Annotated in this window: 23 protein-coding genes; 15 read left to right on the top strand and 8 right to left on the bottom strand. The window is 71.0% G+C overall.

Annotated elements, in window-relative coordinates; translation table 11 throughout:
• Window positions 1-75: 75 nt before the first annotated feature.
• The 7 genes from TCUR_RS16725 (at window position 76) to TCUR_RS16695 (ending at window position 7,779) form a co-directional block, all read left to right on the top strand.
• A complete protein-coding gene (locus tag TCUR_RS16725; protein ID WP_012853718.1) occupies window positions 76-1,224 on the top strand; it encodes an ABC transporter ATP-binding protein in 1,149 nt (382 codons plus the stop codon).
• On the top strand, window positions 1,221-2,471 hold the full coding sequence (locus TCUR_RS16720) for a polyamine ABC transporter substrate-binding protein (RefSeq protein ID WP_012853717.1): 1,251 nt from the start codon (window positions 1,221-1,223) through the stop codon (window positions 2,469-2,471). Before TCUR_RS16725 ends, TCUR_RS16720 begins: the two co-directional genes overlap by 4 nt.
• Entirely contained in the window at window positions 2,472-3,335 is an 864-nt protein-coding gene (locus tag TCUR_RS16715) for an ABC transporter permease (protein ID WP_012853716.1), read from the top strand.
• On the top strand, window positions 3,332-4,180 hold the full coding sequence (locus TCUR_RS16710) for an ABC transporter permease (RefSeq protein ID WP_012853715.1): 849 nt from the start codon (window positions 3,332-3,334) through the stop codon (window positions 4,178-4,180). The genes TCUR_RS16715 and TCUR_RS16710 overlap by 4 nt, the downstream gene beginning before the upstream one ends.
• A 19-nt stretch (window positions 4,181-4,199) precedes the next feature.
• Window positions 4,200-5,594 (top strand): NAD(P)/FAD-dependent oxidoreductase, encoded by a 1,395-nt coding sequence (locus TCUR_RS16705; RefSeq protein WP_012853714.1) that lies wholly within the window; start codon window positions 4,200-4,202, stop codon window positions 5,592-5,594.
• A 155-nt stretch (window positions 5,595-5,749) separates the two neighbouring features.
• Window positions 5,750-6,610 carry an SAM-dependent methyltransferase gene (locus TCUR_RS16700; protein ID WP_012853713.1) on the top strand — a complete coding sequence of 287 codons (861 nt, stop codon included), beginning with the start codon at window positions 5,750-5,752 and terminating at the stop codon, window positions 6,608-6,610.
• Entirely contained in the window at window positions 6,607-7,779 is a 1,173-nt protein-coding gene (locus TCUR_RS16695) for a cytochrome P450 (protein ID WP_012853712.1), read from the top strand. Before TCUR_RS16700 ends, TCUR_RS16695 begins: the two co-directional genes overlap by 4 nt.
• A 28-nt stretch (window positions 7,780-7,807) precedes the next feature.
• Here TCUR_RS16695 and TCUR_RS16690 read toward each other — a convergent pair whose 3' ends face one another.
• Window positions 7,808-8,326: a PH domain-containing protein gene (locus TCUR_RS16690; RefSeq protein ID WP_012853711.1), complete on the bottom strand. Its 519-nt coding sequence runs from the start codon at window positions 8,324-8,326 to the stop codon at window positions 7,808-7,810.
• Window positions 8,327-8,474: 148 nt separating this feature from the next.
• Between TCUR_RS16690 and TCUR_RS16685 the strand changes: the two genes are divergently transcribed.
• Complete coding sequence (locus tag TCUR_RS16685) at window positions 8,475-9,161, top strand: hypothetical protein (RefSeq protein WP_012853710.1); 687 nt, start codon at window positions 8,475-8,477, stop codon at window positions 9,159-9,161.
• Here the strand turns inward: TCUR_RS16685 and TCUR_RS16680 are convergent.
• On the bottom strand, window positions 9,113-10,279 hold the full coding sequence (locus tag TCUR_RS16680) for a coiled-coil domain-containing protein (protein ID WP_012853709.1): 1,167 nt from the start codon (window positions 10,277-10,279) through the stop codon (window positions 9,113-9,115). The genes TCUR_RS16685 and TCUR_RS16680 overlap by 49 nt on opposite strands.
• A 185-nt stretch (window positions 10,280-10,464) precedes the next feature.
• Between TCUR_RS16680 and TCUR_RS28380 the strand changes: the two genes are divergently transcribed.
• Entirely contained in the window at window positions 10,465-10,959 is a 495-nt protein-coding gene (locus TCUR_RS28380; RefSeq protein ID WP_012853708.1) for a helix-turn-helix transcriptional regulator, read from the top strand.
• Window positions 10,960-11,813: 854 nt separating this feature from the next.
• Here the strand turns inward: TCUR_RS28380 and TCUR_RS16670 are convergent.
• From TCUR_RS16670 to TCUR_RS16655, 4 genes are all read right to left on the bottom strand, one after another.
• Window positions 11,814-12,560: an SDR family oxidoreductase gene (locus TCUR_RS16670; protein WP_012853707.1), complete on the bottom strand. Its 747-nt coding sequence runs from the start codon at window positions 12,558-12,560 to the stop codon at window positions 11,814-11,816.
• A gap of 70 nt (window positions 12,561-12,630) precedes the next feature.
• Window positions 12,631-13,746: a carboxylate-amine ligase gene (locus TCUR_RS16665; RefSeq protein WP_012853706.1), complete on the bottom strand. Its 1,116-nt coding sequence runs from the start codon at window positions 13,744-13,746 to the stop codon at window positions 12,631-12,633.
• Window positions 13,747-13,895: 149 nt separating this feature from the next.
• A complete protein-coding gene (locus TCUR_RS16660) occupies window positions 13,896-14,444 on the bottom strand; it encodes a Uma2 family endonuclease (protein ID WP_041439915.1) in 549 nt (182 codons plus the stop codon).
• 178 nt (window positions 14,445-14,622) lie between these two features.
• A complete protein-coding gene (locus TCUR_RS16655; protein WP_012853704.1) occupies window positions 14,623-16,266 on the bottom strand; it encodes a PucR family transcriptional regulator in 1,644 nt (547 codons plus the stop codon).
• A 93-nt stretch (window positions 16,267-16,359) separates the two neighbouring features.
• Between TCUR_RS16655 and TCUR_RS16650 the strand changes: the two genes are divergently transcribed.
• From TCUR_RS16650 to TCUR_RS16620, 6 genes are all read left to right on the top strand, one after another.
• Window positions 16,360-16,635: a 4a-hydroxytetrahydrobiopterin dehydratase gene (locus tag TCUR_RS16650; protein ID WP_012853703.1), complete on the top strand. Its 276-nt coding sequence runs from the start codon at window positions 16,360-16,362 to the stop codon at window positions 16,633-16,635.
• Between the two features lie 91 nt (window positions 16,636-16,726).
• Window positions 16,727-18,022 carry an aspartate aminotransferase family protein gene (locus TCUR_RS16645; protein ID WP_012853702.1) on the top strand — a complete coding sequence of 432 codons (1,296 nt, stop codon included), beginning with the start codon at window positions 16,727-16,729 and terminating at the stop codon, window positions 18,020-18,022.
• The gene (locus tag TCUR_RS16640; RefSeq protein WP_012853701.1) at window positions 18,019-19,521 is read left to right on the top strand and encodes a CoA-acylating methylmalonate-semialdehyde dehydrogenase; all 1,503 of its coding nucleotides are present in this window, start codon (window positions 18,019-18,021) and stop codon (window positions 19,519-19,521) included. Before TCUR_RS16645 ends, TCUR_RS16640 begins: the two co-directional genes overlap by 4 nt.
• A gap of 409 nt (window positions 19,522-19,930) precedes the next feature.
• Window positions 19,931-20,317: a hypothetical protein gene (locus tag TCUR_RS26050; RefSeq protein WP_012853700.1), complete on the top strand. Its 387-nt coding sequence runs from the start codon at window positions 19,931-19,933 to the stop codon at window positions 20,315-20,317.
• Window positions 20,318-20,902: 585 nt separating this feature from the next.
• The gene (locus TCUR_RS16630) at window positions 20,903-22,129 is read left to right on the top strand and encodes an ABC transporter substrate-binding protein (protein WP_245536883.1); all 1,227 of its coding nucleotides are present in this window, start codon (window positions 20,903-20,905) and stop codon (window positions 22,127-22,129) included.
• 961 nt (window positions 22,130-23,090) lie between these two features.
• Window positions 23,091-23,669 (top strand): HdeD family acid-resistance protein, encoded by a 579-nt coding sequence (locus TCUR_RS16620; protein ID WP_012853697.1) that lies wholly within the window; start codon window positions 23,091-23,093, stop codon window positions 23,667-23,669.
• A gap of 234 nt (window positions 23,670-23,903) precedes the next feature.
• On the opposite strand, the gene TCUR_RS16615 is transcribed toward TCUR_RS16620, so the two are convergent.
• Both TCUR_RS16615 and TCUR_RS16610 read right to left on the bottom strand, forming a co-directional pair.
• Window positions 23,904-24,368, bottom strand: coding sequence for a GNAT family N-acetyltransferase (locus TCUR_RS16615; protein WP_245536882.1), 465 nt, complete (start codon window positions 24,366-24,368; stop codon window positions 23,904-23,906).
• 146 nt (window positions 24,369-24,514) lie between these two features.
• On the bottom strand, window positions 24,515-25,471 hold the full coding sequence (locus TCUR_RS16610; RefSeq protein ID WP_012853695.1) for a trypsin-like serine peptidase: 957 nt from the start codon (window positions 25,469-25,471) through the stop codon (window positions 24,515-24,517).
• Window positions 25,472-25,506: the final 35 nt, after the last annotated feature.

The raw sequence follows: 25,506 nt of genomic DNA, 5'->3' as shown, positions 1-25,506 counted from the left end.
CGCACTCCCCGCCCCCGCCCGTCCAGGAGAGGACCCGGCCCCCCGGCCGCAGGAGCACGCGAAGGACTCCCGCCAATGACCGAGATCAAGGACGCCCCGGTGCGGGATGAGACGGCGACGCCGCCCGCCATCGAACTCGTCGGCGTGGTGAAGGAGTACCACTCGCACGGCGAGACCGTGCGGGCGGTCAAGGGCCTGGACCTGGCGATCGGGGAGGGGGAGTTCTTCTCCCTGCTCGGCCCGTCCGGGTGCGGCAAGACCACCACCATGCGGATGATCGCCGGGTTCGAAGAGCCCACCGCGGGCGAGGTGTACCTGCACGGGCGCAAGGTCACCGGGGTGCCCGCCCACCGGCGCGACGTCAACATGGTCTTCCAGTCGTACGCGCTCTTCCCCCACATGAGCGTGTTCGAGAACGTGGCCTTCGGGCTGCGCCGCAAGAAGGTGGAACGCGCCGAGATCGTCCGCCGGGTCGGGGAGATGCTGGAGATCGTCGACCTGCTCGGCCGGGAGCGCCGCCGCCCCACCCAGCTGTCCGGCGGCCAGCAGCAGCGGGTGGCGCTGGCCCGGGCCCTGGTCAACCGGCCGCGGGCGCTGCTGCTGGACGAGCCGCTGGGCGCCCTCGACCTGAAGCTGCGCCAGCAGATGCAGGTCGAGCTCAAACGCATCCAGCGCGAGGTGGGTGTGACGTTCGTCTACGTCACCCACGACCAGGGCGAGGCGCTGACCATGTCGGACCGCATCGCGGTCATGAACGACGGGGTCATCGAGCAGCTCGGCTCGCCCCGCGACGTCTATGAGCATCCGGCCAGCAAGTTCGTGGCCGGCTTCATCGGCACCTCCAATCTGCTGTCCGGCCGGGTCGGCGAGATCTCCGGCGGGCGCGCGGTGATCGCCCTGGGAGACGGCGAGCGGATCGTGGTGCCGCTGCGCGAGGGCATCACGGTCGCCGGCGGGCATCAGGTGGAGCTGACCGTGCGTCCGGAGAAGATCACGATCGGCGCCCAGCCCCCGCCCGGCGACGGGTCGGCGATCCGCGGGACCGTCACCGAGGTGGTCTATCTGGGCACCTCGACCAACTACCAGGTGACCACCTCGACCGGTGCCGAGGTCGTGGTGTTCACCCAGAACGCCACCTCGGCCGAGGACATCGCCGCTCGAGGGGACAGCGTCTGGCTGTCGTGGGATCCGCGCCATTCCTACCTGATTGGAGCAACGCCATGAGCCGTCGACCCAACCCCGGCGACCCCGCATTCCTGCGCGGCCTCACCCGGCCCCGGCTGCGCGGCCCGGTGACCGGCCGCCGTGACGTGCTGCGGCTGCTCGGTGCGACGGGCGCCGGGCTGGCACTGGCGGCCTGCGGCGTGGAGGGCCAGGGCGGCAAGCAGAACGTGACCCAGTCCGACGTGCAGAAGTACTGGGAGGGCAAGACCAAGAACGGCGTCCTCAACTGGGCGAACTGGCCCGGCTACATGGAGGAGGACCGCGCCACCCTCAAGGCGTTCACCAAGGCCACCGGCATCAAGGTGAACTACCAGGAGGTCATCCAGGAGAACGCCGAGTGGTTCGGCAAGATCGAGGCCCCGCTGCGCGCCGGGCAGTCGATCGACTTCGACCTGATGGTGATGACCAACGGCCTGCAGCTGGAGAAGCTGCGCCAGCTCGGCTACCTGGCCCCCCTCGACCACTCCAAGCTGCCCAACTTCGCCGAGAACGCCGGGGAGAGCTTCAAGAACCCCTCCTACGACCCGGGCAACACCTTCACCGTGCCCTTCATGGCGGGCATCACCGGCATCGCCTACAACACCAAGTACGTCAAGGAGGAGATCACCAGCATCGCCTCCCTGTGGGACCCCAAGTACAAGGGCAAGATCGGCATGATGGCCGACAGCCAGGAGCTGGGCAACTTCGGGATGTTCGCCATCGGCGTGGACCCGGAGAAGTCCACCCCCGACGACTGGCGGAAGGCCGCCGCCAAGCTGCGCGAGCAAAAGGACCTGGTCCGCAAGTACTACAACCAGGACTACGCCGACGCCATCGCCAAGGGCGACGTGTGGATCACCATGGCCTGGTCGGGCGACGTCTACAGCCTCGGCCTGGAGGATGTGAAGTTCGTGGTGCCCGAAGAGGGCGGCACGCTGTGGACCGACAACATGTGCATCCCCAAGACCGCCGCCAACCCGGTCGACGCCATCATGTTGATGGACTGGCTGTACGACCCGCGGGCCAACGCCGGGCTGACCGAGTACATCAACTACATCACCCCCGTGCCGGCCGTCCAGGAGATCGTCAAGCAGGACGCGGCCAAGGCCAAGGGGGAGAAGAAGGCCGACCTGGAGCGCCTGGCCTCCAGCCCGCTGGTCTTCCCGACCGAGCGGGACCTGGCCAAGCTGCGCCGCTACCGCGTCCTCACCACGGCCGAGGAGAGCGAGTACCAGAAGATCTTCACTCCCATCGCCCAGGGGGCGTGAATGGGACGACTGCGGGGCAGGCTGGCGCCCTACCTGATGATCCTGCCGGCCGGGCTGTGGCTGGCGGTGTTCTTCGCGGTCCCGCTGATCATGATGGTCTCCCTGTCGCTGCAGGAGGGGAACCTGATCGACGGGTTCCGGCAGACCTTCCACTGGCAGAACTACACCGAGGGGCTGAGCACCTACGGTGACAAGTTCGTCCGGTCACTGTGGTACGGGCTGCTGGCCACCGTGGTGTGCATCGCCATCGCCTACCCGGTGTCCTACTGGATCGCCTTCTACGGCGGCCACCGCAAGTCCTTCTACCTGTTCCTGGTGCTGCTGCCGTTCTTCGTTTCGTTCATCCTGCGCACGGTCTCCTGGAAGTTCGTGCTGGCCGACAACGGGATCGTGCTGGGGACGCTGAAGAACTGGGGGCTGCTGCCGCAGGACTTCCACGTGCTGCAGACCTCGTTCGCGGTGATCGCCGGGCTGTCTTACAACTTCCTGCCGTTCATGGTGCTGCCGATCTACGTGGCGCTGGAGCGGGTCGATCCGCGGCTGATCGAGGCGGCCCAGGACCTGTACGCCGGGCGGGCGCAGGCGTTCTTGCGGGTGGTGCTGCCGCTGTCGCTGCCCGGGGTGTTCGCCGGGGTGATCATGACGTTCGTGCCGGTGTCGGCCGACTACGTCAACGCCGCGATTTTGGGCGGGCCGCAGCACACCATGATCGGCAACGTGATCCAGACCGAGTACTTCAACCACAACAACTACCCGACGGCCTCGGCGCTGTCGTTCACGCTGATGGCGATCCTGCTGGTGGGGATCTTCCTGTACGCGCGGCTGCTGGGGACGCGGGACGTGCTGGAGGCGGCGGCCAGATGACCACGATCACCCCCACCGCCGGCGGGTCGTCCGGCACCGGGCGCGCCAAGACGCGCCGCCCCCGCCGCAAGGGCCTGCTGCTGCACATCTACACCTGGCTGGTGATCGCGTGGCTGGTGCTGCCGATCGCCGTGATGATCCTGTTCGGGTTCAACGACACCCACAGCAAGTTCAACTTCCAGTGGGAGGGCTTCACCCTCCACTGGTACCGGCACCTGTTCGACCGCGAGGACCTGACCACCTCGCTGATCAACTCGCTGGTGATCGCGCTGGCCAGCACCGCGATCACCACGGTGCTGGGCACGCTGGCCGGGCTGGCGCTGGGCCGCTACTCCTTCCGCGGCCAGGGTGTGGCGAATTTGGTGATGTTCGCCGCGATCTCCAGCCCGGAGCTGGTGATGGGCGCCTCGCTGCTGTCGATGTTCGTCACGCTGAACACCCCCCGCGGCTACGGCACCATCCTGGTCTCGCACGTGATGTTCTCCATCGCGTTCGTGGCGATGACGGTGCGGGCCCGCGCGGTGGGGCTGGACCCCTCCATCGAGGAGGCCGCCCGGGATCTGGGCGCCGGGCCGTGGACCACCTTCCGGCTGGTCACGCTGCCGCTGATCATGCCCGGGGTGATCTCGGGGGCGTTGTTGGCCTTCGCGCTGTCCATCGACGACTTCGTGATCACCAACTTCACCAGCGGCTCGACGGTGACGTTCCCGCTGTGGGTGTGGGGCTCCACCCGGACCGGCACCCCGCCCCAGGTCAACGTGATGGGCACGCTGCTGTTCGCGGCCGGGGTGCTGATCGCGGTGCTCAATTTGCTGGCGTCCCGGCGCCGCGCCCGCCGGGCCTGAGCGGGGTGGGGAGGCCGTCGTGAACGTGCTGAAGGCGCTGGCCGAGGCCGAGCCGACGCCGTACTGGACCGCCGACCCCGCCCGGCCCGAGCCCGCCCCCGCCCTGGTCGGCCCGGTGCGCTGCGACCTGGCGGTGGTCGGCGGCGGCTACACCGGGCTGTGGACCGCGCTGCTGGCCAAGGAACGCGACCCGGCGCTGGAGGTGGTCGTCCTGGAGGCCGACCGGGTGGGCGGCGCGGCCTCCGGGCGCAACGGCGGGTTCTGCTCGGCCAGCCTCACCCACGGCATCGGCAACGGCCTGCGGCGGTGGCCGGACGAGCTGGCCGTCCTCGAACGTCTCGGCCGGGAGAACCTCGACGGCATCGAGCAGACCCTGACCCGCTACGGCATCGACGCCGAGTTCGAGCGCACCGGCGAGCTGGCCGTGGCCACCGAGCCCTGGCAGCTCGACGGGCTCGTCGAGGACGCCGAGACCGCCCGCCGCATGGGCCACGACGTCACCGTCCTGGACGCCGAGCGGCTGCGCGCCGAGGTGAACTCGCCCACCTATGTCGGCGGGGTGTGGAACAGGACCGGCACCGCGCTGGTGCACCCGGCCAAGCTCGCCTGGGGCCTGGCCGCGGCCTGCCGCTCCCTGGGCGTGCGCATCTATGAGCACACTCCCGTCCGCTCCCTGACCGACCGGGCGGGCCGGCTGCGGCTGGGCACCCCCTACGGCCTGGTGTCGGCGGCGCGGGTCGCGCTGGGAACGGGCGTCTTCCCGCCGCTGCTGCGGCGCCTGCGGCACTACCTGGTCCCGGTGTACGACTATGTGCTCATCACCGAGCCGCTCACCGACGCCCAGATGGCCTCCATCGGCTGGCGCAACCGCCAGGGGCTGGCCGACAGCGCCAACCAGTTCCACTACTACCGGCTGACCGCCGACAACCGGATCGTGTGGGGCGGCTACGACGCCATCTACCACTACGGCAACGGGCTGCGCGCCGAACTCGAACGCCGCCCGGCCACCCACGCCAAGCTCGCCCGGCATTTCTTCCAGACCTTCCCCCAGCTGGAGGGGGTGCGTTTCACGCACGCCTGGGCCGGGGTCATCGACACCTGCAGCAGGTTCTGTGCGTTCTTCGGCACCGCCCACCGGGGGCGGCTCGCCTATGCCGTCGGTTATACCGGCCTCGGGGTGGGCGCCACCCGCTTCGGCGCCGCCGTCATGCTCGACCTGCTGGCGGGGGAGCGGACCGAGCGGACCGCGCTGCAGATGGTGCGCAGCAAGCCGATCCCCTTCCCGCCCGAGCCGCTGCGTTATGCGGGCATCCAGCTGACCCGCCGCTCTTTGGCCCGGGCCGACCGCAACGGGGGCCGCCGCGACCTGTGGCTGCGCGCCCTGGACCGGATCGGCATGGGTTTCGACTCCTGACGCCGGTATTTGACAGCGGTCATCGCCGGTTTTTGAGCCCTCCGAAAAAGGGGCATTTGGGGGTGTGGCGTGAAAAACGTCGCGGATGGTCGGTTAAATTCCTACGATCTTCAGTGCAGATCCGTAAGGAAGGCGCTGGAGTCGAGGGAGATCGGTTGGCATCGCTGACACCGCCCGCCGGGGTCGACATCACCAGGCCCAACGTCGCCCGCATGTACGACTACTACCTGGGAGGCAAGGAGAACTACCCCGCCGACCGCGAAGCGGCCGAAAAGGTCATCGCGGCGGCCCCGCAGACCCCCGCGGTGGCCCGGGCCAACCGGGCGTTCCTGCGCCGGGCGGTCCGTTACATGGCCGCGCACGCCGGCATCGACCAGTTCATCGACATCGGCTGCGGGCTGCCCACCCAGGGCAACGTCCACCAGGTCGCCCAGGCCGCCCGGGCGGACGCCAAGGTCGCCTACGTCGACAACGACCCGGTCGTGCTCGCCCACGCCCGGGCGCTGCTGGCCACCGACGAGCAGACCGTCGTGGTGGAGGGCGACCTGCTCGACCCCGAGGCGGTGCTGTCCGCCCCGGAGCTGACCGGCCTGATCGACCTCGACCGGCCGGTGGGGCTGCTGTTCATCGCCGTGCTGCACTGCGTGGCCGACGACGATGCGCTCCTCAAGGCGGTCGGGCGGTTCTACCAGGCCCTGGCGCCCGGCAGCCACGTGGCGATCTCGCACATCACCTTGCCCCCCGAAAGCTCCGGCCACCTGGAGGCGGCCCGCCAGGGCCGGCAGGTCTACGACGACGCCCGCGTCAACACCTCCATGACCTTCCGCGACCGCGACCGCCTGATGGCCCTGTTCGGCGACCTGGAGCCGGTGGAACCCGGCCTGGTGGAACTGCCCGACTGGCATCCGGAACTCGAGACCGCGCCCCAAGGGCCCGCCCCGGTCCCGCTCGGCGGACAGCCGGAGCGGCTGCCCGCCTTCTTCCTGTGCGGAGTCGCCCGAAAAGGAGAGGCATGAACTACCCCCGGATCGACTTCGATCCCTTCGCCGAGCCGCGTCCTGCGGGCACCACCCACCGGATGCTGGACGAGCTGCGCGAACAGTGCCCGGCCTTCCGCACCGAGGCCCGCAACGGCTTTTGGGCGCTGACCCGCCACGCCGACATCGTGGCCGCCTACCAGGACGTCGAGCGGCACTCCAGCAGCGCGATCTCGGTGATCGACCCCAACCCGGCGGCCAAGTGGATCCCGATCATGCTGGATCCGCCCGAGCACACCACCTGGCGCAGGCTGCTGCGCCCGATGTTCACCCCGGCCCGCGCCGCCGCCATGGAGGAGTCCATCCGCCGCCAGTGCGTGGAGCTGGTGGAGGGCCTGGCCGCCCGGGGCTCCTGCGATTTCGTGGCCGACTTCGCCCGGCGCTTCCCGACCACGGTCTTCCTGGAGTTCATGGGGCTGCCCATCGAACGCCTGGAGGAGTTCCTGGAGTGGGAGTACGCCATCTTGCACCCGCCGCCCTCCGGCGAGGGACGGGCCGAGGCCATGGGCAAGGTGGTGGGCCTGTTCACCGAGCTGATCGCCCAGCGCCGCGCCGAACCCCGCGACGACCTGATCAGCACGGCGATCGGTTTTGAGATCGACGGCCGTCCGGTCACCGACGCCGAGCTGCTCCAGCTGTGCGTGCTGATGTTCCTGGCCGGGCTGGACACCGTCACCGCCCAGCTGTCCTACAGCTTCTGGCACCTGGCCCGCCATGACGCCGACCGGGCGCGCATCGTCAACGAGCCGCAGATCATCCCCAACGCGGTGGAGGAGCTGCTGCGCGCCTACTCGCTGGTGCTGCCGGCCCGCAAGCTGACCGCCGACGTCGAACGGCACGGCTGCCCCATGAAGGCCGGCGACATGGTGATGCTGCCGCTGATGATGGCCAACCGCGACCCGCGGGTGTTCCCCGACCCGGACGTGGTGGACTTCGACCGCGAGCCCAACCGGCACATCGCCTTCGGCGCCGGCCCGCACCGCTGCCTCGGCTCGCACCTGGCCCGCCTGGAGCTGCGCATCGCGTTGGAGGAGTGGCACCGCCGCATCCCCGTCTACCGGGTCCCCGACGGCGCCCAGCCCACCGAGCACGCCAGCCTCGTCCTCGGCCTCGACACGCTCCCGCTGGAGTGGACCGCCACGCCCTGAGCCCGGCGCGGCAGGGGGTGCGGGGAGATCAGTCGGGGGACTCGTCCACCGCCCCGAAGATCATCGAGGAGATCTCCAGGTAGAGCTGCTCCGGGTAGGGCATGTAGGTCACGTTGCGCAGGGCCTGCTTGTCACCGGCCGACTCGATGATGAACTCCCCGTACCCCAGCAGCCGGCCCATCGGGGTGCGGTCCAGCTTGATGTCCTCCACCTTGGCCATCGGCATCATCGCGACCTTGCGATTGAGCACCCCGCTGATCAGCATCACCCGGTGCTCGGTGACCAGGAAGAACTCCAGCGACCAGGCGATCACCTTCCACACCAGCCGGCCCAGCAGCACCAGCCAGGGCAGCCACAGCAGCGCCAGCCCGGTGAAGGCGTGCACCAGCGCCGACAGCAGCAGCCCGCCCACCGTCTCGGCCGCCGCCTGCAGCAGCACCGCCGGATGCCGCCGCACCGCGATGACATGGCCCTCATGAGCCATCAGGTACTTGTCGACAGTCCGCGCCCTGGTGTCGCGGAAGACCATCATGTCCTGAACGTTCATGAGGCGCCCTCGTCAAGATCGGTCATCTAACGGTAACTGAGCGAAGGGCGGGGCCGCATCGCCCTTGCCGACACGGTGTGCCGACCGGGACGGGATGTACCGCCTTGTGCACTTGTCGGCCGGGCCCTGCGCACCGCAGGATGGCGGCATGGTGGCCGCCAACGTTCCGGCGCCGGCGGGGGACCGGCAGCCGGGGTCCTTTCAGGCGGGCCTGCGCGGCCCCCAGGGGGAGTTCCTGCCCGAGGTGGATGTGACGGCCCGCCCCGTCTGGCGGCTGCTGGTGCGCGGCGTCGGCCTCTTCCTGCCCGAATGGCGGGTCTCTCCGGAGGCGATGCAGGTGGTCGGAGGCCGCACCGCGCTCACCCCGCCGGTCTACCTCGACGGCGGGACGGGGTTCGGGCTGCAGCTGCGATTGCGCAGGCGGAGGCGGGGCCTGCAGCCGGACCGGGAGATCTATGTGCGCGGCCGGGAGGACCAGAGCTTCGGCATCGTCATCGCCGGGCCGTCGGCGGCGGTCGGCAGCCGGGTGGTGGACGCCGCCGCGCTGGTGCGCTACGGCCGCCGGCTGATCTTTCAGGAACTCTACGATCCCGCCGCCGGCAGGACGCTGCCGGCGGCGATGCGGGCGGTGCGCTCGATGGAGGGGGCGGTGCTGCTCGACCGCGCCGCCGGAGTCGGGTTGTGCGCGGAGGTGGACCGCGCCACCGGTGCGGCCCGCTGCCCGCTGGCGATCCGGTTCGAGGCCGGGCGCCCCGCCGCATCCGGGCCGGGCGCGAGCGTGCACACCTACGCGCTCGGCAGCTGGCTGGCCCAGTCCGTCAGCTCCCATACCTGATGGGCGGCCATCTGCCGCAGCCGCAGCGCGGCGGCCGACGGGTCCCACAGCACCTCGTCGTTTTCCAGTTCCAGCAGCTGGGCGGGGGTCAGCACCGCGCACAGCAGTTCTTGGCGGGTGCGCACGGCCAGCAGCGGGCCGATCTGGGCGGTGGCGCCGTCGCTGTCGTACATGGCCCGCAGCAGCGCCTTCAACGCCGCCTCATCGGGCGGCACCGGGCGCTCGGCCGGGTGCGGCGCCCCGGCGACCCGCACGTCGGTGGGCAGCAGCGCGGCCCGGCTCAGGTCGTTGCCGGTGGTGATCAGCAGCTCGGTGAAGGCGCCGGCCAGGCTTTCTGCGGGCCGTCCGGTCAGGAAGAAGCGGTGGCGCCGCGGCCCATCGGCATCGCCTTCCCCGGTGCGCAGCCGGACCTGCAGCCCGATCTGCTCCAGGCAGTGCCCGTAGACCTCCTCCAGGACGTCCTGCAGCCGCGGGTCGCGGGTCCACAGCCGGCCGGAGACCAGCGGAGGCTCCCCTTCGCCCCGCTCGCCGCGCAGCGATGAGCGGACCGCCTCCTCCAGCTCGCCCCCCGCATAGCGCAGCAGCTCGCTGACGACGTCCTCCACGTCCTCCAGGGTGCGGGTCAGGTCGCGCTGCAGCTGCAGGATCTCGGTGCCGTTGCGCTCCAGCTCGGCCAGCCTGCCCAGCGCGCTCTCCAGCCGCCGGCCGGCGGCCGGCTCGGCCTGCGGGGCGACCGTGCGGACGGTGGACTCGATGTCGGTGAGCTTGCGGCGCAGCGCCGCCAGGGTGACCCGCTGCTGCTCCAGCTCCTGCAGCCGGCTCGCCTGCGCCTTGATGTAGTCGTCGGCCTGCCGCAGCAGCCGGCCCAGCTCCTCGATCTGGCCGCTGTTGCGGCGCAGCCGGTCGTCCAGGCCGGGCAGCACGTCCCGTTTGACCCGCGACAGCTCGGCGGTCAGCTGCTCGCCGACCGTCACCAGCACCCCGTTCTGCTTGCTGACCTGCTCGCGCAGCTCCTCGATGCGCTGGGTGAACGCCCTGGCCTGGTCTTTGCTCTGCTTGCCGGCATACAGCTCCAGGATCCCCACGACCACGCACAACAGCACCAGGACGACGGTCATCGGGCTCCTTGGGCTCCTCGTCAGGCGACCTGTCGCGGGGAAGCGGACGGCTGACCACACGATAATGATCGCGACGATAACCTACGAAACCCGCACCTGTCGGGCAGGTGACTGACCTGATAGAAACCCCTAACGTTGCGCCGTCGGCCCAGGTCGCTGTCGGTATTCGAACATATAATCGAATCATGGAGAAGCAGCGCACCACAGCCCGCTCCGGCGACCTCCCCCCGGCCGAGATCGCCGCGCTGGCGCTCTCGCTCGCCCACCTGGGCAGCGGCCCGCAGGCGGCCGCCGCCCGCCGCGCTCTGCGTCACCTGACCGCCGACCTCGCCCCCGCCGACCCCGTCATCGCCGACACCCTCACCACCCTGACCTCCCCGCTGGCCGAGACCGTCGCCGACCGCGCCCGGGTGATCGCCGAGGCCATCACCGAGCGCCGGGTGATCCGGCTGTGCTACGCCGACGCCAACGCCAACGTCACCATCCGGGAGGTCGAACCGGTCACCTGCCTGGTCCACCGCGAACACTGGCACGTCGTCGGCTGGTGCCGCCTGCGCCGCGGCGTACGCGCCTTCCGCTTCGACCGCATCCTGGCCGTCGAGCCCACCGGCGCCCCCGCCGCCATCCGCCCCGTCTCCGGCTACCTCCCCTGGCGCCGCCCCACCCCCACCGCCGCCTGACCCCCAGGCCGCACCCCCTCCCCGGACCGGCGGTCGCGGCGGGGACCCCCTGCTCGCCGCGACCGCCCCCGGCGCCTCCGACGTCGCGTCACCGCGGTTTTCTCAGGAGGAGCCCACCTCCCATCGTGAGGCCTCCTGCCGGGGCCGCTCATGCGGCCGGCCCGGCAGGCTTCTCCCTGCGCCCGAACGCGAGCCGACGATCCCTCCCCGCTCGAGGACGTCCCACGCCCTCGCCTGCACTTTCGCTCCGGGCCTGATGCGTTGCCGCTATCTGGGGACGTCGATCTCTGGGAAGGCCTCACGAATCTTTTTCAACTCATGACCTTGGATGCCGGACACAGAAGCCCCGGTGGCGCCCGGTGCCGGGACGCCCCAGGGCACGCGTCGCTCCCGGCTCCGGCGCACCCGCCTACGGCTGGCGAAGGCGACCTGCAGGAAGAGGCTTTGCAACGGCCGGGTCACTCGTGAAGCCGGTGACCGCACAGTGAGGTTCTCACCGAGCCGGTGCCGCCGGGGGATGGCAACAGCCTGGAGACGGAGCAAAACCCTGGTGAGGGCGGGAACGGGACGGCGACCTGGACAGTGTGCAGGACCAATGCCGTCCTCACCGGGCACGAGAAGGACCGCCGGGGACTGACGAGCGCATCGCCTTTGGCTGGGGGCTGTGCGACGCGGAAGCTTGCTCCTTCTTATCGAGAAAACCTTCAGTGATCCGGCGGCCGCGGCAGAGCCTCTCGCTCGCCGCGGCCGCTTTAGGAGAGTGGCATTGCCGGCATGGTGAGTTGCCGGCCGCTATTGCACCCGTCGCTGTTTGTGTGTCTCATCTCGGGTGGGTCCGGGTGACGGGCGGACGGTCACAGCAGGGCCGGATAGGCGCCCCCGTCCACGGGGATGGCGGCGCCGGTGATGAAACGGGCGTGCTCCGAACACAGGAAGGCGGCGACGGCGCCGAAGTCGTCGGCGTCGCCGACCTCGCCCATCGGGACCTGCGCGGCGGCCTTGGACAGGTCGCCGCCGTACAGGGCGCGCAGGCGGTCGGTGGCGTGCAGGCCCGGCTGCAGGGAGTTGACCGTGACGCCGTCGGCGGCGACCTCCAGCGCCAGCGTCTTGAGGAAGCCGGTGGCCCCGGCACGGGCGGTGTTGGACAAGATCAGGTTGGGGGCCGGCTGGCGCACCGTGATCGAGGTGATCGCCAGCACCCGGCCCCAGCGGCGTTCCCGCATCGGCGGGACGGCGGCCTTGCACATGGCGACCACGGACATCAGGTTGAGGTTCAGCGCCTGCGCATAGGCGTCCACGTCGGTGGAGGCGAAGTCACCGGGCGGAGGACCGCCGGCGTTGGTGACCAGGATGTCCACCCCGCCGAGCGCCTCCTGGGCCCGGTGGACGAAATCGGCGGCGCCCTCGGGCGTGCCGACGTCGGCCACGATTCCGTGGGCGCCGTCCCCCAGCGAGGCGACGGCCTTCTCCAGCCGGTCGCGGTCGCGTCCGCAGATCGCCACCCGCACGCCCTCGGCGGCCAGCGCCCGGGCCGTCGCCAGGCCGAGGCCGCTGGTGGCGGCGGCCACGGCGGCGCGGCGTCCTGTCAATCCAAGGTCCATTCCGAAGAAGGTACTCCGCCGCCGGAGGCGGAAGATCCGCCGCCCCGCCGTCTCGGCCGAGGCGGCGGGGTCAGCTCACCGTCCGGTCCATCGCATCGGCGATGACCCCGCTGATGCAGCCGGTGCGGGCATAGGCGGTGCGCTGCAGGCATGCGCCGTTGCCGCGCCGCGCCAGCGCCTGCAGCAGCTCCCGGACCGCCGCCAGGTCCCCGGCGTCCTCCAGCGCGGGCCGCAGATACTCCACCAGCGCCTGCAGCACCGTCCGGGCGGGAGCGGGCCGCCAGGTCACCGGGTGCACCAGCGCGCCGCTCAGCCCGGAGCGGCCCGCCCGCCACATCGCCGCCCGCAGCACCTCGGTCCGCACCGGGACCGGCGGACGCCCCTCCCGGTGGGCCCGGGCGGCGGTCTCCACCAGCCCGCGGACGAGCGCGGCGATCAGCACCGTGTCGTCGGCCCTCATGCACACGTCGGCGACGCGCACCTCCACGGTCGGGTAGTGCCGTGACAGCCTGGCGTCGTAGTAGACCATCCCCTCATCCAGCAGCGCCCCGGTCTCGATCAGCGCCCGCACGGCCCGCCGGTAGCCGTCGGCGCTCCGGAACGGCTCGGCCGGCCCGCTGGACGGCCAGCGCGCCCACACCTGCCGCCGCCAGCTGTCGTAGCCGGTGTCGCGGCCCTGCCAGAACGGGGAGTTGGCGCTCAACGCCAGCAGCGGCGGCAGCCACGGCCCGATGCGGTCCAGCACGCCCACCCCTTCCTCCGGGGAGGACACCTCCACGTGCACATGGCAGCCGCAGATGAGCTGCTCGTCGGCGACCTGGGCGTACTGGTCGGCCATCTGCCGGTACCTGTCGTGGGGGGTGAGCGTCGGGTGCGCCGCCACCGGCGAGGTCGCCAGCGCGGCGATCCGCACCCCGGCCGCCGCGGCCGCGCGCGCCGCCGCCAGCCGCCGGCGCCGCACCTGACGGTCCAGCTCGTCCAAGGTGGTGCAGGGCCGGGTGCAGATCTCCAACTGCTCGCGTTGGAGCTCGCTTTCCATCCCACCCTTCGTCAAGGGGCTTGTGTGCACTTTCTCCCCTTGGAGACGGGCATGGTGCAGGACGGCCCCGGACATCGCGCGGGGAGCTCCGCCCTCCGGGTCGAAGAGCAGCAGTTCCTCCTCGACCCCAAAACTGCGCAGGCGCACGCCACAGTTCTGCCCCAGGAAACGCCAAGCTAGGGGGAAGAGCTCTTCACTACATGTAAAGCCCGCGCCCGTTCCTTACGATCGCCCCTGGCGCGAAGCCGACCGGTCCTCGCCCGGCCGGCCTTGGAGCCCTTCGGCCGGAGTGCAGGTCAGAGCCGGTCGATCTCGGTCAGGTCGATGTCGATGTCGAACGGCACGGTCACCTTGAGCCGCTCGTGGTGGATGCCGGTCGCCACATAGGCACCGGTCGCGGGGTCGAGTTCGTAGACGTAGACCACGGGCCACTCGTGGTCTTTCTCGATCCGCCAAAAGTGGGGGATGCCGGCCCGGGCGTACAGCTGCGGCTTGCGCTCACGGTCCCGCAGCTCGGACTCCGGGGAGACGACCTCCACGACGAGCACCACGTCCTCGGGACGGAAATCGGTCTGTTCCGGCCCTTTGATCGCGTCAGCCCGCACCACCAGCACATCCGGTTCGGGACGCTGCCGCTTGCCCAGCGTGACGGTCATTTCACGCCGCACCCGCAGGTCGCTTGGAGCGAACCGGCGAAGCGCACTCTCCAGCAGGGAGATGGCCAGCGTGTGGAAGTTGGCTTGAGGGCTCACGAGGACGAGGCTGCCATCGATGAGTTCTGTGTGAGGGGGCAACTGTGGCAGGCGATCGAGGTCCTCAGCGGTGAAGCCCTCCTCCGGGGGCATGAGCCACTCCGGCACCTCGCATGCCGTCTGAGGAGGCTGTCGTTCGCGGGACGGCTCGGGCAGCGGCTGATGTATCGGCTCCGCTGTCATCAGGCGTCCTCCGTGGGCTGCGCCGAGGTGCTGGGTCCCAGTCGCCTCAGGCTATCAATCCGCCATCGATACGACCTGAAAGCGGAGGTCACGACGGGGGCCGGCGGACGGAGTCGAGGGCGAGCAGGGCCACGTGCAGGGAGGTGCAGGAGTCCACGTCGTCCAGGTCGACGTCCAGGATGCGTTCGATGCGGCGCAGCCGCTCATAGAAGGCGGGGCGGGACAGGTGGGCGCGCTGGGCGGCGACCGCCTTGTTGCGGCCGGCCTGCAGGTACAGCGACAGGATGCCGGTCAGGTCGCTGCCGCGCTGGGCGTCGTACTCCAGCAGGGGGCCCAGCTCGCGTTCCACGAACGTCTGCACCCGGGCGTCGTCGCGCAGCAGGTGCAGCAGGCCGCGCAGCCGCAGGTCCGGCAGCCGGTACAGCAGGCGGTCGCCGCAGCCGCGGCGGGCGGCGTCGGCGACCTGCTCGGCCTCCAGGAAGGAGCGGCGCACATCGCGCACCGACTGCACCAGTGACCCGGCCGCCAGCACCGGGCCCGGCCCGCACAGCGCGCGGATCCGGCGGGCCAGCTCGGTCAGCGAGCGCTCGGCGTCGCCCCGGGCGGGCAGGGAGACCAGCATCCCGATCCGGGCGCCGGCACCGCCGGCGGGGGAGGTGCTCTCGTCCAGCACGCCCACCAGGGCCGGCAGCCGGACCTGCCGGCAGGCCGCGCTGGCGGCCTCGGCCAGTTCGGCGATCCGCTCATGCGAGGGCCGTTCGGGGGAGGGGTCCTGGCCGGGACGCGGGCACAGCACCATGCCCAGCAGGCGGCGCCCGGCCAGCGGCACGCCGAGCGCGCGGGCCCGGGCGGCCGCCTCGGCCGGGTCGGCGTAGGAGCGGGCCAGGATGCCGGCGATGATCGTGCCGTGCGCCTGCCGCTCCAGGCTCTCGGCGTGCCGGTCCAGCAGCCGGGCCAGCGCCAGCGTGGTGGCGGCCCGTTCGATGAGGACGATGTCGCGGGGGGTGGGCGGCCCGTCCCCGATGATGATCAGCCGTCCCCAGTCCTCGTCGCGGGCGCCCACGGTGGTGACCAGCCAGCCGGAGGCCGGGTCGTGGGCGGTGCGCTCGGCGGGGCGGACGCTGCGGGAGCGGGTCTCCCACATCGCCAGCAGGGCGGCCGGGTCGCTGCCGGCCGGGTCGGCGGCCAGCACCTGGTGGGAGAGGTTCTCCAGCACCACCGGGCGGCCCGCCAGCGCGGCCACCTGGCGGACCACCTCCTCGGGGGAGGCGCCCTCCACCGACAATCGGGTGAAGATCTGGTGCAGCTGCTCGGAGGCCCGCAGCTCCTCCAGCTGGGCGTCCAGGATGCGGGCGTGCACGGACTCGGTGATATCGATGAAGGCGGTCTCCCGGGCCAGCATGATCACCGGCAGCCCGTGCTCTTCGGCGGCCGACAGCAGCGCGGCCGGCAGCCGGCCGACATAGCGCCGGCCCAGCTCGATCATCAGCCCGCTGATGCCGACTTCGGCCAGCTCCGCCACGTACCGGCGCAGCTGGGAGGAGCGTTCGGGCAGCGCGATCCCGGTGGTCAGCACCAGCTCGCCGCCGTGCAGCAGATGGGCGATGTCGGCGATCTCGGCGACGTGCACCCAGCGGACCCGCGCATCCAGCCGGTCGGCGCCCGCCACCACCTGCGGCTGGCCGCGCTGGACCGCCGGCAGGTGCAGCACGTCGGCGAGAGTGGGAAGCATTACCGGGAGGATATGTCGTCATCGGTGCCGTATCCGTCCACCTGGGAAAACCGTTGTCCGGGTGAAGGAAGGGGACGGAGGGGAGAGGACGCGATGAGCCTGCTCGACGAACAGTCGCTCAGCGGGGAGCTGGCGCAGACCCCCGGCTGGGAGCGGCAGGGGGACGCCATCGTCAAGGTGGTGCGGCTGGCCGATTTCGCCGAGGCCATGGCCTTCGTCAACCGGGTCGCCGAGCTGGCCGAGGCCGCCGATCACCACCCCGACATCACCATCCGCTGGAACACCGTGACGCTCACCTTGTCCACCCACTCGGCGGGCGGTCTGACCGGCAAGGACTTCGACCTCGCCCGCCGCATCAACGCGCTGTGACCCCCGCGGGTGACACCTTGTCAGGTATGGCGGCGCATGACTGACACGATGTCCGCTGGTACGCGGGTGGAACGACGTCCAGACTTGACGCATGTCGGACCTGCTTGCGCGCCACCGCGCCGTCATGCCGAACTGGATGGCGCTCTACTACGAGCGGCCCATCGAGATCGTCAGCGGTAAGGGCGTCCGCGTCACGGACGCCGAGGGCAACACCTACCTGGACTTCTTCGCCGGCATCATCACCAACATCCTCGGCTACGACGTCGAGGAGGTGCGCCAGGCCGTCGAGCGGCAGCTGGCCACCGGGGTGGTGCACACCTCCACCGCCTACCTGCTGCGCGGCCAGGTGGAGCTGGCCGAGAAGATCGTCGCCCTGTCGGGGATCAAGGACGCCAAGGTCTTCTTCGTCAACTCCGGCACCGAGGCCAACGAGACGGCGCTGCTGCTGGCCACCTACGCCCGCAAGAGCAACCAGGTGCTGGCCATGCGGCAGAGCTACCACGGCCGCTCCTTCGGCGCCATCGGGGTGACCGCCAACCGGAGCTGGAAGAACAACGCCTACACCCCGCTGACCGTGCACTTCCTGCACGGCGGCGACCGGCACCTGCCGCAGTTCGCCCACCTGTCGGACGCCGACTTCATCAAGGTCTGCACCGAGGACCTGCGGCACGTGCTGGCCACCGCCACCGGCGGGGACGTGGCGGCGCTGATCGCCGAGCCGATCCAGGGGGTGGGCGGCTTCACCATGCCGCCGGACGGCCTGTACGCCGCCTACAAGGAGGTCCTGGACGAATACGGCGCGCTGTTCATCTCCGACGAGGTGCAGACCGGCTGGGGCCGCACCGGGCAGAGCTTCTTCGGCATCCACAACCACGGCGTGACGCCCGACATCATGACCTTCGCCAAGGGGCTGGGCAACGGTTTCGCGGTCGGCGGCGTGGTGGCCCGCGGCGACCTGATGGACGCCCCGCACGCCACCGGGCTGTCCACCTTCGGCGGCAACCCGATCGCCATGGCCGCCGCCAACGCCACCCTCGACTACATCCTCGACCACGACCTGCAGAGCAACGCCGCCCGTCAGGGGGCGCTGCTGCTGGACGGCCTGAAGGAGGCCGCGCCGCGGCTGCCGGTGGTGGGCGCGGTGCGCGGCAAGGGGCTGATGTTCGCCGTCGAGCTGGTCGAGCCGGGCACCGGCGAGCCCAGCCCGCCGCTGGCCGCCGCGGTGATGGAGGAGACCCGCAAGCGCGGCCTGCTGGTCGGCAAGGGCGGGCTGTACGGCAACGTCATCCGGATGGCGCCGCCGCTGACGATCACCGAGGAGGACGCCCGGGAAGGGCTGGGCATCCTGATCGACTCCCTGGAGGCAGTGAGCGAGGCCGCCAAGTGACCGAAAAGCACGTCCGCCACTGGATCGGCGGCAAGCCGCACGAGGGGCCCGCCGGGCGGCAGGGCGACATCTACGACCCGGCCACCGGCCGCCTGACCGGCAAGGTCGACTTCGCCTCGGCCACGGAGGTGGACGCGGCCGTCGCCGCCGCCAAGGCCGCCTTCCCCGCCTGGCGGGACGCCTCGCTGGCCAAGCGCACCGCGGTGCTGTTCCGCTTCCGCGAGCTGCTGGCCGCCCGCCGCCGAGAGCTGGCCGAGCTGATCAGCTCCGAGCACGGCAAGGTGATCTCGGACGCGGCCGGGGAGGTGACGCGGGGCCTGGAGGTGGTGGAGTTCGCCTGCGGCATCCCGCACCTGCTCAAGGGCGGCTACTCGGAGAACGTCTCCACCAAGGTGGACGCCTATTCGATCCTGCAGCCGCTGGGCGTGGTGGCGGGCATCACCCCGTTCAACTTCCCGGCGATGGTGCCGATGTGGATGTTCCCGGTGGCCATCGCCTGCGGCAACACCTTCGTGCTCAAGCCGTCGGAAAAAGACCCGTCGGCGTCGGTGTGGCTGGCGGAGCTGTGGGCCGAGGCGGGGCTGCCGGACGGGGTGTTCAACGTGGTGCACGGCGACAAGACCGCGGTGGACGCCCTGCTGGAACACTCCGATGTCAAGGCGGTCAGCTTCGTCGGCTCCACCCCGATCGCCCGCTACGTCTATGAGCGCGCCGCCCGCACCGGCAAGCGGGTGCAGGCCCTCGGCGGCGCCAAGAACCACATGGTGGTGCTGCCCGACGCCGATCTGGACCTGGCCGCCGACGCGGCGGTGTCGGCCGGGTTCGGCTCGGCCGGCGAGCGGTGCATGGCGATCTCGGTGGTGGTGGCCGTGGACCCGGTGGGCGATGAGCTGGTGGCCCGCATCGCCGAGCGGGCGGCCCGCCTGACGGTCGGTCCCGGCCACGACCCGGCCGCGGAGATGGGGCCGCTGATCACCCGGGAGCACCGGGACAAGGTGGCCTCCTACGTCGAGAGCGCCCTCGCCCAGGGCGCCGCGGTGGTGGTCGACGGGCGCGGCGTGGAGACCGCCGAGGAGTACTCCGGCGGCTTCTGGCTCGGCCCGACCGTGCTGGACCACGTCACCCCCGACATGGACGCCTACACCGACGAGATCTTCGGGCCGGTGCTGTCGGTGGTGCGGGTGGGCTCCTACGACGAGGCGATGGAGCTGATCGCCGCCAACCCCTACGGCAACGGGACGGCGATCTTCACCAACGACGGCGGTGCGGCGCGGCGCTTCCAGAACGAGGTGGAGGTCGGCATGGTCGGCATCAACGTGCCGATCCCGGTGCCGATGGCCTACTACTCCTTCGGCGGCTGGAAGGACTCGCTGTTCGGCGACAGCCACGCCCACGGCATGGAGGGCGTGCACTTCTACACCCGCACCAAGGCGGTCACGGCCCGCTGGCTGGACCCCAGTCACGGGGGCGTCAACTTGGGGTTCCCGACCAACGGCTGAGGCCCGCGGCCGGGCCGCCCGCTCACAGAAGATCCCGCCGGACCTGACCCCGGCGGGATCTTCGTGTTACCCGGCGAATCCGGGACCTCTCCCGAGGCTTCCGGGCAAGTACCCCAAAAGGTGCAAATCTCCCGGCGGTGCGCCATGTGTCGCCGGTGAGCGGATCGCTGCGCACGGTGAGAGTGCGCAGGTGGGGGGATTGAAACTTTTTGATGTCAGTGAGTTTCCATCGTTAATTTTTAACGCCATGTGTCTCGACAAATAATAGCCACACCCGTTGACCTCATCTGTGGACCGCGACACACTCGGGATGTCGCAATTTAAAATCAAGGGAAATAAAGACCGGGACCGGGGGGTCGGGTCAAGGTCGTAGTTCCGGTTCAGCGAACCACATGCAGGGAGCCGCCCGGTGCTTGCCGACAACAGCCTTCCCGCCGATGACCATGCGGCCGAGATCGAGGCGCTCAGCCGCCGGTATCCGCGCTGGACCATCTGGTTCGGCCTGTCCACCCGCCGGTGGTGGGCGCTGCCGCCGCGCGATCAGGACATCGGCGATTTCGTCGAGGCGGCCACCCCGCAAAAACTCATCGCCCGCATCGAGGAGCACCGGGCGGCCGCATCCTTCCCCGGTCGCCGCCCGGCTCCCGCGCCGCAGCCGGACCCCCGCTCCCACCCGGCCCGTGACACCCGGCAGGACCTGCGGATTTCCCCGCAACCCCAATACCCGGAACGGGCCGCCGGGCCGCAGGCCGGACGGATCCCGGCAACCGCATGGCCGGGCGGCCCCACCGTCTGACCCGCCCTTTTCAGCCCCGCCGCGCAGAGCCCTTCCCGCCCGCCGTCCCCGCAGGCCCCGGCGGGCGCCCGGGGCGCGGGGGAATGCGACGGCCCGGGAAGGCGCGGTCCCGGGCGTCCCGTGCCCCCCGCCATCGGGACGCGAAAAGATCCGCCCCGCCGCCGGCGCGGACCGGCGCCGGGGCGGTCGCGTTTCCCCGCGCCTTCGCCCGCCGCCGGACCTGAAAAACGGGTAATGTGCGCGCGGTTAAATCGGCGTCATATTGGTGGTCAGATTATTTATGAAGACGGCCGTCCGTATTGCGGTGCACGCTCGCCCGGCGGGGCGGCGGGCCGTCGATCCGGATGAAGAATTCTTCCGCCACCGACGATCGGACGGTCGCGCACCGTCCGGTGAGCCGCCGCGCGACCCGGCCGCCGCCCTGCGGGGCTCCCGAGTACGCTGCGACGATGACCCCGGTTCGTCCGGCCGCAAGGCCGTCGATCTCGATGTGGGCACCTCCCGGCTACGCTGCGCCGCAGCACCCGACGGCGGCCGGGAGGACCCGGCGGAGGTTGTGGGAGAGGTATGAGCCAGTCTGGTCCCGTGGACCGAGTGTCGCGGGCGCTGCGCGGGCTGAGCGGCCGGCACCGGCTCGCCGCGGCCCTGGCGGTCCTCCTGGTGGTGGCGCTGATCGTGGTCGCGGCCGGACGAGACGGCCGGAACGCGCCCCCCGGCACGGCGCGGGCCGCGCGCACGCTCGGACCCGGTGAGGGCGCGCTCAACCTGGTGGTCTGGCCCGGTCTGGCGGAACGCGGCGGCAGCGCCGAGCACGTCGACTGGGTCACCCCCTTCGAAGAGCGCACCAGCTGCAAGGTCTCTCTCAAACAGGTGTCCACCGTGCAGGAGATGGTGGACCTGATGTCCGACCCCGACCGGCGCTATGACGGCGTCTCGGCGCCCCCCGAGGTCGCCGGGCTGCTGATCGACGGCGGCCATGCGGCACCGGTGAACCCGAACCTGGTCGAGGGCTACAAGCGCCTGGAGTCCCGGCTGCGCTCGCTGCTCAGGCGGGATAAGACGGTCTACGGGGTGCCCTATGTGTGGGGCGCGAACCTGCTCATGTACGACCAGCGGGCCGTGCAGCCGCCTCCCAGCGGCTGGGCGGACCTGTTCGACCCGCAGGAGGCCGGGCGGTACAGCGGCAGGCTGATCATGCGGGACACGCCGCTGGCGCTGGCCGAGGCCGCGCTGTACCTGCGTTCGAAGAAGAAGTCGCTGGACATCACCGACCCCTATGCGCTGACCCCCGAGCAGCTCGACGCGGCGGCCCAGGTGGTGCGCCGCCAGCGTCCCCACGTCAGGGCCTACTGGAGTGAACCGGCCGATGCGGTCAGCGCGTTCGCCGCGGGCGAGGCGGTCATCGGCCAGGTCTCCTCCTACCAGCTGGACGTGCTGAGCAGGGCGGGGCGCCCGGTGGCCGGCATCGAGCCCCGGGAGGGCGTGACCGGCTGGGTCAACTCCTGGCTGATCGGCGCCCGGGCCGAGCACCCCAACTGCATGTACCAGTGGCTGAAGTGGACGGTCTCCCCGGACGTGCAGCGGCAGGTCGCCCAGTGGGCCGGGGTGGCGCCGGCCAACCCGCAGGCGTGCGAGGGCGACCGGCTCAGCGCATCCTTCTGCGCCACCTACCGGGTCGGCGACGGGGACTTCCTGAAGAAGGTGATCTTCGCCCGGACGCCCACCGAGGACTGCGGCGGCGAGGGGCACGGGTGCACCGACTACGCCGAGTGGGTCCGGGCCTGGCAGGAGTCCCGCGGCACGGCCCACTGAACTTTGTGACCCCGCCGTGACCCCGCCGTCTCGGCGGGCCGCAACAAGGGCAGCACGCTCAGGGACGCCTCTGTGGCCTGGAACATTTCCGGACGCGGGCTCCCGTCCGCGGCGCCCGGGAGCGGGCGTTGAAAGAGGCTCAGCGGCCGTCTGCGGGCGAGGGCGGGCAGAGAAGAGGGCGCGTCCGACCGCCCCCTGTCGAACGCGCCCTCTCTTGGAGCCGGGTGCTCTGGGCAACCCCCCGAAAACCCAGAACACCCTCCTGGTGAAGCCCTCAGCGGTATGGCGCTGTGTCCCGGGCCGATCCGTTCAGCGACCGACCGGCCCCTGCCCCGGTGCCCGCCCAGTGGAGAGGCGGCAGGGCGAGCGCGCACTCGTCACACGCGAACACCCCTGAGCCGTCTGGGAGGCGGCCGACGCGGACGCGCGGGCGCGGCCACCTCTTGTGGCAGACGACGCAGGCGTCGCCTTCGCACTGCACCGCGCTCAGCGCCTCGGGGTCGAACACGAGTTCCCTCGTGCGGCTCATCGCTCACCCCCTCTCCCGGGCGGACCGGGCAACGTGATTCCTTTATAAGCGGCCGGAGGTGTACCCGCCGTTATACCGCCTCCAAGGAGCTGTAAAAACATCATTACCATGCGGAGTTGCGGGCAATTTCGGGGGCTGTGTGACGGCCTGCGCGAGGAGACGGAACGACCTTTTTCGAGGTGCACCGCTTTGCGGAACAGGTGGTCTCGGCAGCCGGTTCCGCCGCGGTGATCTGGGATCTTGGCAGGTGGTGCCGTGGCGGGCCCGGCATGCCGGTGGCGTCGCGGGCGCCGGTAATCGCACGGGGCTCACGTGATTGCTGGGATTGTCGATCCTTGACGACCTCATGGTGTTGGCCCTCCGAAGATTCGGTCAGAGATTTTCCGCATGCGGCCGAGACGAGGCCGCATGCGGCCGGGAAAGGAGAGGCCGATGATCGAACAATGGGCGCGCAACTGGTGGACGTTCGCGGTGCGTGGAGCGGTGGCGATCCTTTTCGGCCTGATGGCCTGGATCTGGCCGGCCATCACGGTATGGGCGCTGGTGCTGCTGTTCGGCGCCTACGCCCTGGTGGACGGGGCCTTCGCGCTGGCGGCGGCGTTCCGCGCCAGGGCCGGGCAGTCGCGGCTGTGGCTGGCGGTGACCGGCGCGGTCGGCGTCCTGGCCGGTCTGCTGGCCTTCATCTGGCCCGGCGTCACCGCGCTGGTGCTGCTGATGCTGATCGCGGCGTGGGCGGTGGTGACCGGGGTGCTGGAGATCGTGGCGGCCGTGACGCTGCGCAAGGAGCTGAGGGGCGAGTGGTGGTATGTGATCGGCGGTGCCGTCTCGGTGCTGTTCGGTCTGCTGCTGTTCGTCTGGCCGGTCAGCGGGGCGCTGGCGGTGGTGTGGCTGATCGGGCTGTTCGCGATCGTCTACGGGATCGCCCTCATCGCCGCGTCGCTGCGGATCAAGCGCCTGGGGGACGCGCTGAGCTCGGGCCGGCCGGGCGACACCACCGCCGCCCGGTTCTGACCGCCCCCCTCATCTGGGCCCGCGGGCCGGAGCATTGGCGCACCTGTGCGGCACCTGGCCTCGGGCGGCCGGGGCGGGTGCCTGGATGATGCCCGGTGCCGCGTCCCGCCCGTCCCGGCCCGCGGAGATCAGGGGCCTGAGTGAGACCCGGTGCCGTGGGCTGCGATGACACGGCACCGTGCGCCGCTGAGGCTCCCGTCTCAGCCGCACCTGAGAGCAGGTGCGGAAAGAGGCTCAGTCGGTGAGGTGCTTTTCGAAGCAGAGGCTGAGGACGTTTCCCACATACGGCCCGAAGGCGGGGATGCGGCGGTAGCCGCTGGACTGGTAGAGGCCGATCGATTCCGGCTGCAGGTCGCCGGTCTCCAGGCGGAGGGTGCGCCACCCCTTGGCCAGCGCCATCTCCTCCAGGGCCTGCAGCAGCATGCGGGAGATGCCCTGCCCGCGGTGAGCGGGACGCACATACATCCGGGTGACCTCGGCCATGCCCGGCTCCAGCGGCTTGAGCCCGCCGCAGCCCACCGGCTCGGAACCGATGCGGGCCAGCAGGAACTCCACGCGCGGATCGATGCCCTTGGGGGCCTCGTCGGCGCCGGGGTAGCGGGCCTCGATCTCGGCCTGCTGCTCGGTGCACAGCGCGATCACGGCCGGGTCCTCGGGGGTCGCCGGGGCGATGTCGACGCGCACGCTGATCTGCTTCACAGAGCCGAACGTACGACCGTCTTGTTAGCCGGGTGTTACGAAAAAGTGACCATTGGGTCATGCCTGAAAGGTCGGGTTCCGGACCCGCGGTATGGCACGCCGTCCCGGCAACGAACGGCATCCGCTCTGTGGAAGACCCCGCCGAACTAAGAGTGCTGGGCCCGTTCGTACAAAAGCCGCGCGGACTCCCCGAAGTACGGGCCGAACACGTACCGGGACCCGGACGCCTCAAGGCCGAGGCTGTTCACCGAGGTGATGACCCCTGTGCCGGAAGACTCATCGAAGTGCAGCAGCCACGGGCCCCCGCTGGCACCCCTGGTCAGGTTGCAGGGCATGCCCATCGCCTGGGAGATGGGGGAGACCTCGAAGGTCCGGCCGCTGCAGTAGGCCAGCCACTGCCCGGTATAGGGCTGCTGGACGGGATACCCGAAGGCGTACATGTTCTGCTCGCGCGGCTGATGGAAGGCGATGCCCTGGCCGCCGACCACGTCGACCAGACGCCGTCCGTCAAGGGCGTTGACCACGGCGGCGCCGATGTCGTGGCCGAAGTCCTCCAGCACCGACCACTGCGCGGTGGCGAAGGTACGCCGGGCCGTCCACACCCCATACGGCTGCTCGCCGTCGCGGTAGCCGGGCACGAACACCCAGTTGGTGTGCCAGGTCCCCTGGGACTTCACGCAGTGCCCGGCGGTGATGACGGTGTTGCGGTTGGCGCCGGCGACCGCCGAGCCCGAGCAGTAGGCGTCCACGCCCCGGAAGGTGAAGAACACCCGTCCCGTGGTGCGGGCGACCGCGCCGCCGCCGGTCCACAGGCCGCCGGTGTGCGGGAAGTCCAGCCGGCCTGCCGCCGGGGGCGGCCGGTCGGGCGACCTCGCCGGCCGTCCGACCAGAAGGCTGATCGGCACCGCCCGCCGCATCCGCTCGGGGGTCCAGTACCGCGCCACCGCCCGCTGGTCCGCGGCCGTCAGCGCCTGGACCTTGGCGCCGGGCGGGGGAACGGCCACCGGGCCGGACCCTTGCGCCCAGGCCGGAAGCAGGGCCGCCGGGGCCGTCAAGACCAGCAGGCCGCCGACGACCAGCGGCATCCGGAACCTTCGCCTCATGGACGCGCCGCCTTCCTCGGCCGGAGCGGGACCGG

This window comes from Thermomonospora curvata DSM 43183 (genome assembly GCF_000024385.1).
GTDB classification, from domain to species: domain Bacteria; phylum Actinomycetota; class Actinomycetes; order Streptosporangiales; family Streptosporangiaceae; genus Thermomonospora; species Thermomonospora curvata.
The sequence above is the reverse complement of the archived record's forward strand: the minus strand, read 5'-3'. Positions and strand labels throughout refer to the sequence as shown.

Excerpts from the sequence above, each read along its gene's own strand:
- TCUR_RS16670 (WP_012853707.1), bottom strand. The coding sequence starts at position 12,560 with ATGGACCTTGGATTGACAGGACGCCGCGCCGCCGTGGCCGCCGCCACC.
- TCUR_RS16710 (WP_012853715.1), top strand. The coding sequence starts at position 3,332 with ATGACCACGATCACCCCCACCGCCGGCGGGTCGTCCGGCACCGGGCGC.
- TCUR_RS16680 (WP_012853709.1), bottom strand. The coding sequence starts at position 10,279 with ATGACCGTCGTCCTGGTGCTGTTGTGCGTGGTCGTGGGGATCCTGGAG.
- TCUR_RS16655 (WP_012853704.1), bottom strand. The coding sequence starts at position 16,266 with ATGCTTCCCACTCTCGCCGACGTGCTGCACCTGCCGGCGGTCCAGCGC.
- TCUR_RS16695 (WP_012853712.1), top strand. The coding sequence starts at position 6,607 with ATGAACTACCCCCGGATCGACTTCGATCCCTTCGCCGAGCCGCGTCCT.
- TCUR_RS16610 (WP_012853695.1), bottom strand. The coding sequence starts at position 25,471 with ATGAGGCGAAGGTTCCGGATGCCGCTGGTCGTCGGCGGCCTGCTGGTC.
- TCUR_RS16720 (WP_012853717.1), top strand. The coding sequence starts at position 1,221 with ATGAGCCGTCGACCCAACCCCGGCGACCCCGCATTCCTGCGCGGCCTC.
- TCUR_RS16685 (WP_012853710.1), top strand. The coding sequence starts at position 8,475 with ATGGTGGCCGCCAACGTTCCGGCGCCGGCGGGGGACCGGCAGCCGGGG.
- TCUR_RS16660 (WP_041439915.1), bottom strand. The coding sequence starts at position 14,444 with ATGCCCCCGGAGGAGGGCTTCACCGCTGAGGACCTCGATCGCCTGCCA.
- TCUR_RS16690 (WP_012853711.1), bottom strand. The coding sequence starts at position 8,326 with ATGAACGTTCAGGACATGATGGTCTTCCGCGACACCAGGGCGCGGACT.
- TCUR_RS16620 (WP_012853697.1), top strand. The coding sequence starts at position 23,091 with ATGATCGAACAATGGGCGCGCAACTGGTGGACGTTCGCGGTGCGTGGA.
- TCUR_RS16725 (WP_012853718.1), top strand. The coding sequence starts at position 76 with ATGACCGAGATCAAGGACGCCCCGGTGCGGGATGAGACGGCGACGCCG.
- TCUR_RS16645 (WP_012853702.1), top strand. The coding sequence starts at position 16,727 with ATGTCGGACCTGCTTGCGCGCCACCGCGCCGTCATGCCGAACTGGATG.
- TCUR_RS16650 (WP_012853703.1), top strand. The coding sequence starts at position 16,360 with ATGAGCCTGCTCGACGAACAGTCGCTCAGCGGGGAGCTGGCGCAGACC.
- TCUR_RS28380 (WP_012853708.1), top strand. The coding sequence starts at position 10,465 with ATGGAGAAGCAGCGCACCACAGCCCGCTCCGGCGACCTCCCCCCGGCC.
- TCUR_RS16715 (WP_012853716.1), top strand. The coding sequence starts at position 2,472 with ATGGGACGACTGCGGGGCAGGCTGGCGCCCTACCTGATGATCCTGCCG.